The sequence below is a fragment of the Halomonas sp. BC04 genome (assembly GCF_000568385.1).
The window spans coordinates 1-8,890 of sequence record NZ_AZQX01000096.1 but is presented as its reverse complement, the minus strand read 5'-3'; the positions used below and the strand labels follow the sequence as shown (position 1 = coordinate 8,890).

Genomic DNA, 8,890 nt, shown 5'->3' with positions numbered 1-8,890 from the left:
GCCGCGTGAGCGGTGGATTCGCAAGCCGGGCGTGGACGGCGAAATGCTCGAGCATCGCTTCGAGCGCTCCGACATGGTGCCCGGGCGGGAGGCCTGTGACCAGCTGATGGTCAGCAAGGCTCAGCGCTATATCGATCAGGTCGGCGACGAGATGTTCAAGTCACGCTGATAGTGCTCTTATCCATTAGAACAAGGGCAAACAGCACGGTGCAGTCGTAGACTGGGGGTAGCCTTTTCCGGGAGCCTCCATGCGCCTACTGCACCGTGCCTCGCCCTGGCGTGAACTCTTTGCCGCCGACACTCTGCCTGACCCCGAGACGCTTCCCCCTCTGCTTGCTCCCCTGCGTGATGCGTTGGTTGAACTGGGCTCCGCCCCGGACCTGGCGGTCGCCCACGCCTGGCAGGCACGCCTGGTCGAGGCGCTGCAGCGCCTCGACATACCCGCCTGGCGCATCAGCCAGCTGATCAGCGACCATAACGAACTGCTCTACCGCCGGGCCATCCAGCTCTCGCTCAACGAGATGCAGGGGCTGGGGTGGGGAGAGCCCCCGGTCGCCTTCTGTGTGTTGATCCTGGGCTCCGGTGCCCGCCACGAGAGCCTGCTGGGGCCTGACCAGGACAACGCCATGATCATTGCCGACTACCCCGATGCACGGCATACCGAGATCGATGGGTACTTCCAGTCACTGGGCGAGCGCTTCACGGCACGGCTGGATGAGGCGGGGATCCCGTTATGTAACGGTCATGTCATGGCGCGCTGGCCGATGTGGCGCAAGCGGCTTTCCGAATGGCGTGAGCAGTTGACGCTGTGGACCAGTGATCGGCGCATCAAGCGCGTCCAGCAGAGCAATATCCTGCTCGATTTTCATCCGGTGTATGGCGATGTGGGCCTAGCCGAATCCTTGAGCGATCACATACAGCACTTGATGCCTGGCTCGAGCCTGTTCCTCGATGAGATGACGTCGCTGTTGAAGGAACTACCGGTGGCGCTGGACCGTTTCGGGCGGCTTGCCGGGGATGGCGAAGGAGCCCCCCACGACAATGCCATCAATCTCAAGCTCCAGGGCGTATTGCCGCTGGTCAACGCCGTTCGGCTGCTTGCGCTTCGCCATGGCGTGCGTGTCATCGATACGCGTTTGCGGCTGCCCGCACTGGTGCTAGAGGAGGCGCTGACAGCCACTCGGGCCCGTGGCTTATCGCCGCCCTGGATCGGCTTCAGGGCATCCTGTTGACGGCGCAACAGGCCAGCGTCAAGGCGGATGCCACTCCCGATGGATGGATCGATCTGGCGCGACTGGAAGATGATCAGCGGCTGCTGCTACGGCACGATTTGCAGGCGATCCGCAGCCTGGCCAGGCTGGCGCAGGGGAGTTCGGGAGCTAGTTGATCAAGGGGCACCGCCTCCCTCCCAGGAGGCGGCATGCTTTCAATGTGCTCAGAATGTTTCAGCTCTCTTCCCCCACCGTCAGTTATCGACTCATTTGGAGGGAAGCTTTGGAAAAGTAAGTGAACAAGTTAAGTCGCATTACCATTATTTCATTGGTGTCAGCGTGGTCAGGAGTTCGAACGCGGCATGATGTGCCTGTCGATAGAGAGTCAGGATGTGTGCGTCTTCTCTGCCGGATGGCAAATGTCGCATGGCGTAGTATCGCTCAGTGCCTTCAATACGTTCCAAGATATTGCCGTAACTTCCTTCCCGATGAAGAATTGCATTGACAGTCGCTGAATCGAGTCCCAGGTAGCCGAGAAATTGCTCGCTCGGGATACCCAGCAATAGGTCGGCGGTGGATAGCAAGCCGATGAAGTAGGCGTATTGACCGCTTAAATGATCCTTTTGGGCTAGAAGTTCGCAGGCTTTGGCGCGTGCAAGTGCTAATTCGGCGTGTTCGGAACGCGCATCACTCATCAGGCCAAACATTGCAGCCCAGCTGGATAGCTTTTGAAAACCTAGGCGAGCTACGACGTCTTTAAGTGAACTAATCGGGGCTTGTTGTCGATAAAAGGCGCTATTGGCGACACGGGTCAGCTTGATGGCTAGTTCTGGATCGGACTGTATGAGATTGATGATCTCACCGATGTCGGGTTCAGTTTGGCATAGTGCGTTGAGCAGTTTCGTAGCTTGAAGTGTGGCGGCCGGTATTTTCTTTCCATATAACGGTGTCGGCCGTGCATAGAAATAGCCTTGGAAAAGTTCGAAGCCAATACGTTGATAGGCATCGCGCTCCTCTCGGGTCTCGACGCGCTCGGCAATCCATCTTAGGTCCAGATGCGAAAGCTGATGTTTGTGCAATTCAACCTTCTCAGCCGTCAGCGTCGAGATATCGACCTTGATGTACGTGGCAAGCGAAAGGAGGGGAGACCATTCAGAGTTAAAGGCGAAGTCATCCAGAGCGAACCGAAACCCTTGACGATGGAGACGCTGAACAGCTTCAATCAGTTCCGGTGTCGGTACAATTCGCTCGACCAGCTCGATCACGACGTGTTCGGGTGAAAGCGGCAGGAAATGCCGTGAGAGTAGTATTTCGGCTGAAACATTCACGAAGACAGGAGCCTGAGAAAAGCTGGCTCTCTTAGCTATGGCAGTGTGAAGTTGGTAAATCACCTCCGCGGTAGCGACCGCCTCACCAACGTCCAACGCTCCCAAGCCTGATTCATGTCGATAGAGCAGTTCGACGCCATGAATTTTGTCCTGCTTATCGAAGATGGGCTGTGAAGCCAGCAAGAGAGTGTCCGCACTTCCAATTCCCTGTGTCATGTTTTTCCTCGATTTGAGTTTGATACTCCTTCTACGTTTATCGACACTTGTTCTGATACCTTTAGCATGGATTAAGGTGTGGCCGAAATTCAAAGGAAAATGTCTTTGTGTTGGGGGCAGGTGCTGATTCCATGATCAGGTAGGCGCTCTGTAGCAGGGCGGGCGGGAGCTCGTTGATCAAGGGCACCGCTTCCCTCCCTGGAAGCGGCTTGGCTCAGTTGGTCTTGCCTGAGGTGGTCTTAAAATGTCTCCCAATCCTCTTCCAGCTCTCGCACGGGCTGCTGACGCTTGGGTGCTCCTTTCCCAACCTGCTGCGAGGCGGTCGTTACCGTCGAGGGCAGGGCGGGGCTCGGGAGGCTCATCGACGGGCTGGACTGGGTCTCTGTGTGCCGCGCTTCACCGAGTATGAACTCCGACATGAGCTCATCGAGGCGACGGGCGTTGTCGCGCATGGTGGCGGCCAGGCCGGCATTCTGGTGAACCATGGAGGCATTCTGCTGCGTCATGGTATCCATCTCCGCCACGGCAGTGTTGACCTGCTCGATTCCCGACGTCTGCTCACGGGCACCGGCGGTGATCTCGCTGATCACGTCCGAGACCTGGATCACGCTCTGGCGCAGCTCCTGCATCCGCTCCGCCGCGCCCTTGACGATCTGGCTGCCCTCCTGGGTGTGTTTCACCGACGTATCGATCAGTCCGCGAATATCCTTGGCCGCGTCGGCTGAACGGCTGGCGAGGTTGCGGACTTCCTGGGCGACCACGGCAAAGCCCCGGCCATGTTCTCCGGCTCTGGCGGCTTCCACCGAGGCATTCAACGCCAGGATGTTGGTCTGGAAGGCGATCGAGTCGATCAGGCCGATGATATCGCTGATCTTGTTGGCCGATGCGTCGATGGATGCCATCTTGGCCTGCATCTCGGTCATGGCCTCATTGCCGCGCTCGGCAATCCCGGCGGCATTGGTGGCCAGTCCGTTGGCCTGCTCGGATGCCTGGGCGGTGTGCGAGACGGTGGAGTGAATCTCCTCCATGGATGCCGAGGTTTCCTGCAGGTTGGCGGCGGCCTGCTCCGTGCGCGAGGAGAGCTCCTGGGTGCCGTCGGCCATGTCGCTGGCGCCGGAAAGGACGGTACGGGCGTTCCCGCGCACTTCCTGCAGGGTCCGCTGCATGCGCTCGACGAAGCCGTTGAACTGTACGGCGAGCTCGCCCACTTCATCATGCTATGAGCCGTCAGCCGGCGGGTCAGGTCGCCCTTGCCCTGGGCGATATCGGCCATGGCCTGGGCGGTCTGCTTGATCGGCGCCAGTGCCTTGCGCGCAGTGAAACCGACGATGACCAGCAGCAGCAGCAGTATCACCGCACCCACGATCAGCAGGGAGAACAGCAGGTTCGTCGAGACAGCGGTAAAGACATTGCTGGGAATGGCCGCCGCCAGCGCCCAGCCCCCGGTTCCCCGAATCGGGCTCCAGACCATGGTCACGTTGCCACCGAAGGGTGACACCACCTGCCCGATGCCGGGTTCACCGGAGAGTATGCGCTGGCCCAGTGCATTGGCGCCCTGGAAGCCGGCCTGGTCGGCTTCGGTGACGTTGAGGTTCATGCGCAGGTCGGGATCGGGATGGGCCACGACCATGCCGCCGCTGTCGACCATGTAGCCGTAGCTACCTTCGCCCACGTCGATGGCGGAGGTGATTTCCGAGACGGCTTCCATCGACAGGGTGATGCCTAGCAGGCCGACGCGGTTTCCCGCCTCGTCGAAGATCGCTTCGGCAATTATCGCGGTGGGCAGGCCGCTCACCAGGGAGAGCACCGGGTCGGCCAGCAGCCGATCCGTGGTGCCATCGACGATCAGCTCCTGGAAATAGCCGCGACTGGAGATGTCCGCCCTGGCACCGGTATGGGTCACGGTATCGCCGCTGGCGTCGGCGAAGTAGAACGATTCGATGGTGGCATCGCCCGGATGACGGCTGGCCAGCCAGTCGAGATGCTCTTCCACGGGCACCGATTCGGCGAGCCTCTCATCCTTGGCAAGGCCGGACAGCAGGGTCCGGTAGCCCTCGATCCAGCGGCCGATTTCATTGGCCCGAGCGTCGACCTGCCGGGCGCTGGTGTCTTCCAGCATCGGCGGGATGGCATTGTTCAACTGGGTATTGACGATCAGGCCCAGCGCGATGAATGCCAGCAGTAACGGCAGGCCGATCGCGCCCAGCAGTTTCTGCGTGAGTGATAGACGTGTGAGTCGCTTCATTGTGTAGGGGGCTCTCTTGGGACGTGGCAGTTAATGCAGGTCCAGGTGTTATCGACGAAGCAGCACAGCGAATCGGACCGTCTGCTGAAGAGCGACTTGGCCCAGCGGCGCGTGATGGCCCGGCTTTCCGGATGCTTGTTGTTCTTGGATGTATGGCGGGCTTATCGAGCGCCTGGACGGGCTGTTTCGTCATGCCCTGGCACAAGGGGTATCGGCGGGAGCGAGGGTTTCTTTAGCACGTACAACAGAAAATAGGCTGGGGGTGGATCACTCGGTGGCCTGGGGCAGTTCCATGACCAGGCAGGCGCCCGCCAGCTGGGGGGCGTCCTCTACCCAGAGCCTGCCGCCCAGGTGGGCAACGATGCCACGGCTGATCGGCAAACCCAGACCGCTGCCCCTGGGGCGCCCCTTGGCCTTGCCGGCACTGCTGCTCAGGCGTTTTATCTGGTGGAATTTCTCGAAGACCCGCTCACGCTCCGCTTCGGCGATACCGGGTCCATTGTCCTCCACGCTGAGCCGATAGTGCTGCTTGTGTCGTGTCAGGAGGAGGCGCACCTGTGGGTCGTCGTCATCGGCAAATTTGCTGGCGTTGTCGAGCAGATTGATGATGACCTGCTCAAGGCGGTCCGGGTCGCCGATGACTGGCGCCTCGTCAACGTCGATATCCACTTGCAGGGTCACCCCGCGATCCTCCTGCAGGCGGTGGACGGCGTCGACGCTATGCCGGGTCAGCGACACCAGATCAAGTTTCTGCGGCGTCAGCGTCAACCTTCCGCTCTCCAGCCTTGCCAGGTCGAGAATCTCCTCGATCAGGCGGGAGAGACGCTGGCTTTCCAGCACCACCACGTCGAGGAAGTGACGGCGCTTGTCTTCCGGCAGGTCCTTGCCGTCGCGCAGGATCTCGGCGAAGGCGCGGATCGACGTCAGGGGAGTGCGCAGCTCATGGCTCACCATGGCCACGAACTCGTCCTTGAGTCGATCGAGTTCACGTAGCCGCTCGTTGGCGGCTCGCAGTTCCTCGCTAGCCTGGGCCAGTTCACGGGACTTCTGCTCCAGGCGTCGATTCATCTCCAGGGTCTCGGAGGTGGTATCGAGAATGCTCAGTACCGACTCCAGGTCCAGCGCCTCGCCGCGTACCAGAGAGTTGATCAGCACCCGCGAAGAGGCACTGCCCAGCGCCCCTGCCAGTGCCTGCTCGGCACGAGTGACCAGGTCAGGCGGCGCTGGCGAGGTGTCGTCTAGCTCGGCGTAGGCAACGTCGGCGAAGACCCGAGCCGTGGCGCCCGAGCCTAGATAGCGATTGAGCAGGGTGCGAAGTTCCCCGCGGGTGGTCTGGCCGTGCCACAGGGAGGATTCGATGAGACCGGGATGCATCGCCTCGGTAAACAGCGCCGCCTGGGTCCTTTCCACCGGACTCTGGCGGGAAAACAGGGAGATGCCCACCAGCAAGCCGACATTGGCCATCAGGCTCCAGAGCAGCGAGTGACTGTAGATATCCCAGTTCTCCAGGCCGAACAGGGCATAGGGACGTAACCAGCTCATGCCCCAGGGGCCGTGCTCCAGGAAGGCGTCGTTGAGCCAGCCGGACTGGGCGAAGCCGGGTATCAGCAGGGTCCAGGCCCAAATCAGGGTGCCGGCGATCAGCCGAGTGCGGCGCCTCGTCGGGTGGCACCGCGCCAATAGAGGCCGATCAGCATGGCCGGGGCGAACTGGCAGGCAGCGGCGAAGGAGACCAGGCCGATAGTGACCAGGCTGTAGGAGTCGCCGATCAGCGCATGGTAGAGATAGCCCAGCAGCAGGATGAGCACGATGGCCACCCGGCGGATGCCCAGCAGCCAGCCGGCCAGCTCACCCTGGGAGCTCAGGTGAAGGCGCTTCGAGCGCAGCAGCAGCGGCATCACCAGCTGGTTGCTGACCATGGTGGAGAGGGCGATGGTCTCCACGATCACCATGCCCGTGGCCGCCGAGAGGCCGCCGATGAAGACCAGCAAGGGCAGGCCGTCGAGCCCGGCGGAAAGCGGCAGGGTCAGCACGAAGCTGTCCGGGTCCGGGTTGCCGGCGGGCAGCAGCAGGCCGGCCATGGCAATGGGAATCACGAACAGGTTGATCGCCAGCAGGTAGAGTGGAAACAGCCAGCTGGCGCGTGTGATATGGCGCTCGTCCACGTTCTCCACCACCAGTACCTGGAACTGGCGCGGCAGGGTGAGGAAGGCGAGAAAGGCCAGCACCAGCATGCCGACCCAGCCACTGGCGCCGCCGGGTACCGACTCGAGACTCAGGCAGCGCGGATCTCCGGACTGGCGGCCACCTGGGAAAAGAGATCGCCAGGGCCGCGGAACAGGCTGAAGACCACGAAGATCCCCACGGCCAGGAAGGCCACCAGCTTGACCAGCGACTCGAAGGCAATCGCCGCCACCATGCCCTCGTGACGCTCGCTGGCGTCGAGGTGGCGGGTGCCGAAGAGAATGATGAAGACTGCCAGTACCAGGGCGACCCAGAAGGACTTGTCGACCCAGAAGGCTTCTTCGGCCAGGCTCAACTCCGGGGCCAGGGGATAATTGACCAGCACCGCATGGCTGACCGTGATCGCCTTGAGCTGCAGGGCAATATAGGGGGTGATGCCGATCAGGGCGATGAAGGCCACCAGCGCGCCAAGCCCCTGGCTCTTGCCGTAGCGGGCGCTGATGAAGTCGGCGATGGAGGTGATGCGCTGGACTTGGGCGATGCGCACCATCTTGCGAATCATGAAGGGGGCCATGAGCATGGCCAGTGTCGGGCCCAGGTAGATCAGCAGGAAGCCGGGGCCGTACTGGGCCGCACGTCCCACGCTGCCGTAGAAGGTCCAGGCGGTGCAATAGACGGCAATGGAGAGTGCGTAGACGGTGGGTGAACCGATCAGCGAACGGCCCTGCTCCGCGCGCCGGTCGCCCCAGGCAGCGATCACGAACAGCAGCGCCAGATAGCCGAAGGCGACACTGAGGACGATGGCATCCGTGCGCATCCGCGTCAGTCTCCCGAGCGCTGTTCGAGCAGCCAGGCTGCCAGGATGATGACCAGCGTCCAGGTGACGAAGATATACAGCGGCAGCCAGGAGGGGCCATCCTCGGGCGGGCGGTCAACCACCATCACCAGCGGCGGCAGGAAGAGCACGGTGGCCACCACGATAAGGGCAATCAGCCGTTCCTTGAGGCGCGAGGGGCTCATCATGAGGCGAAGGCATCCTCCTTGGTGAGGGCCGTGGCCTGGAGCGCCAGGGCCTGCTCCAGGGTTTCGATGCCCCTCGCCTCGAGGCGCGGCAGCAGCGCGAGCCATAGCTCAGCCGTGACCCGGGCATCGCCCAGCGCGGTATGTCGTGTCCCCGGGGGGAACCTCAGGCTGTAGCGGTCGGCCAGGGTGTCCAGGTCATGGCCGTCAAGGCTCTCGTCCAGGGCCCGTGATATGAGCAGCGTGTCCAGCACCGGCATATCCAGAGTGACACTGGCCCCGGGAGGCTGCAGGGCCAGCAGGTCGAAGGCCGCGTTGTGCGCCAGCACCACCGCGTCGCCGATATAGTTGCGAAAGCGGGGCAGGAGGACGGGCAGGGGGGGCGCGCCGCGCACGTCGCTGTCGGTGAGGCCATGAATGGCGGTACTGGCCGGAGGAATCGGCTTGCCGGGATCGACACGAACATCGAAGACATCACTGGCCAGCAGCCGGGCATTGACGATGCGGCAGGCCCCGATGCTGATCACCGTGTCGCCGCGGCGAAGTTCCAGGCCCGTGGTTTCGGTGTCGAAGGCCACGATCTCGAGGGCCCGCAGGGGACGTCGGGCGAGTTCGGCGTCGGGCGGCGGCAGGTCGGCGATGCCGAAGTCGTGGAATTCGGGGCGGGGTGCGGCCAGCGCCCTGGG

Annotated in this window: 8 protein-coding genes and 1 pseudogene; 3 read left to right on the top strand and 6 right to left on the bottom strand. The window is 62.3% G+C overall.

The features are described 5' to 3' along the window. The 3 genes from Q427_RS31060 to Q427_RS33510 all read left to right on the top strand — a co-directional run. On the top strand, positions 1 to 169 hold a 169-nt coding region (locus Q427_RS31060; protein WP_231613502.1), incomplete at its 5' end, for an HlyU family transcriptional regulator. Between the two features lie 79 nt (positions 170 to 248). After that, on the top strand, positions 249 to 1,232 hold the full coding sequence (locus Q427_RS07150) for a DUF294 nucleotidyltransferase-like domain-containing protein (RefSeq protein WP_231613500.1): 984 nt from the start codon (positions 249 to 251) through the stop codon (positions 1,230 to 1,232). Then, positions 1,229 to 1,387: a hypothetical protein gene (locus tag Q427_RS33510; protein ID WP_231613498.1), complete on the top strand. Its 159-nt coding sequence runs from the start codon at positions 1,229 to 1,231 to the stop codon at positions 1,385 to 1,387. Before Q427_RS07150 ends, Q427_RS33510 begins: the two co-directional genes overlap by 4 nt. A gap of 144 nt (positions 1,388 to 1,531) precedes the next feature. On the opposite strand, the gene Q427_RS07145 is transcribed toward Q427_RS33510, so the two are convergent. The 6 genes and pseudogenes from Q427_RS07145 to Q427_RS28695 form a co-directional block, all read right to left on the bottom strand. Further along, positions 1,532 to 2,755, bottom strand: coding sequence for an EAL and HDOD domain-containing protein (locus tag Q427_RS07145; protein WP_051496200.1), 1,224 nt, complete (start codon positions 2,753 to 2,755; stop codon positions 1,532 to 1,534). A gap of 239 nt (positions 2,756 to 2,994) precedes the next feature. After that, the gene (locus tag Q427_RS35155; protein ID WP_051496199.1) at positions 2,995 to 3,783 is read right to left on the bottom strand and encodes a methyl-accepting chemotaxis protein; all 789 of its coding nucleotides are present in this window, start codon (positions 3,781 to 3,783) and stop codon (positions 2,995 to 2,997) included. Then, entirely contained in the window at positions 3,675 to 5,000 is a 1,326-nt protein-coding gene (locus tag Q427_RS07140; protein ID WP_051496198.1) for a cache domain-containing protein, read from the bottom strand. Before Q427_RS07140 ends, Q427_RS35155 begins: the two co-directional genes overlap by 109 nt. Positions 5,001 to 5,267: 267 nt before the next feature. Next, positions 5,268 to 8,001: pseudogene (locus tag Q427_RS07135) on the bottom strand (ATP-binding protein). Between the two features lie 5 nt (positions 8,002 to 8,006). Further along, positions 8,007 to 8,207 carry a hypothetical protein gene (locus Q427_RS07130; RefSeq protein WP_331280562.1) on the bottom strand — a complete coding sequence of 67 codons (201 nt, stop codon included), beginning with the start codon at positions 8,205 to 8,207 and terminating at the stop codon, positions 8,007 to 8,009. Continuing rightward, positions 8,204 to 8,890 (bottom strand): 3'-5' exonuclease (locus Q427_RS28695; RefSeq protein WP_197030536.1); only part of this gene is annotated, 687 nt, incomplete at its 5' end. The genes Q427_RS07130 and Q427_RS28695, both read right to left, overlap by 4 nt.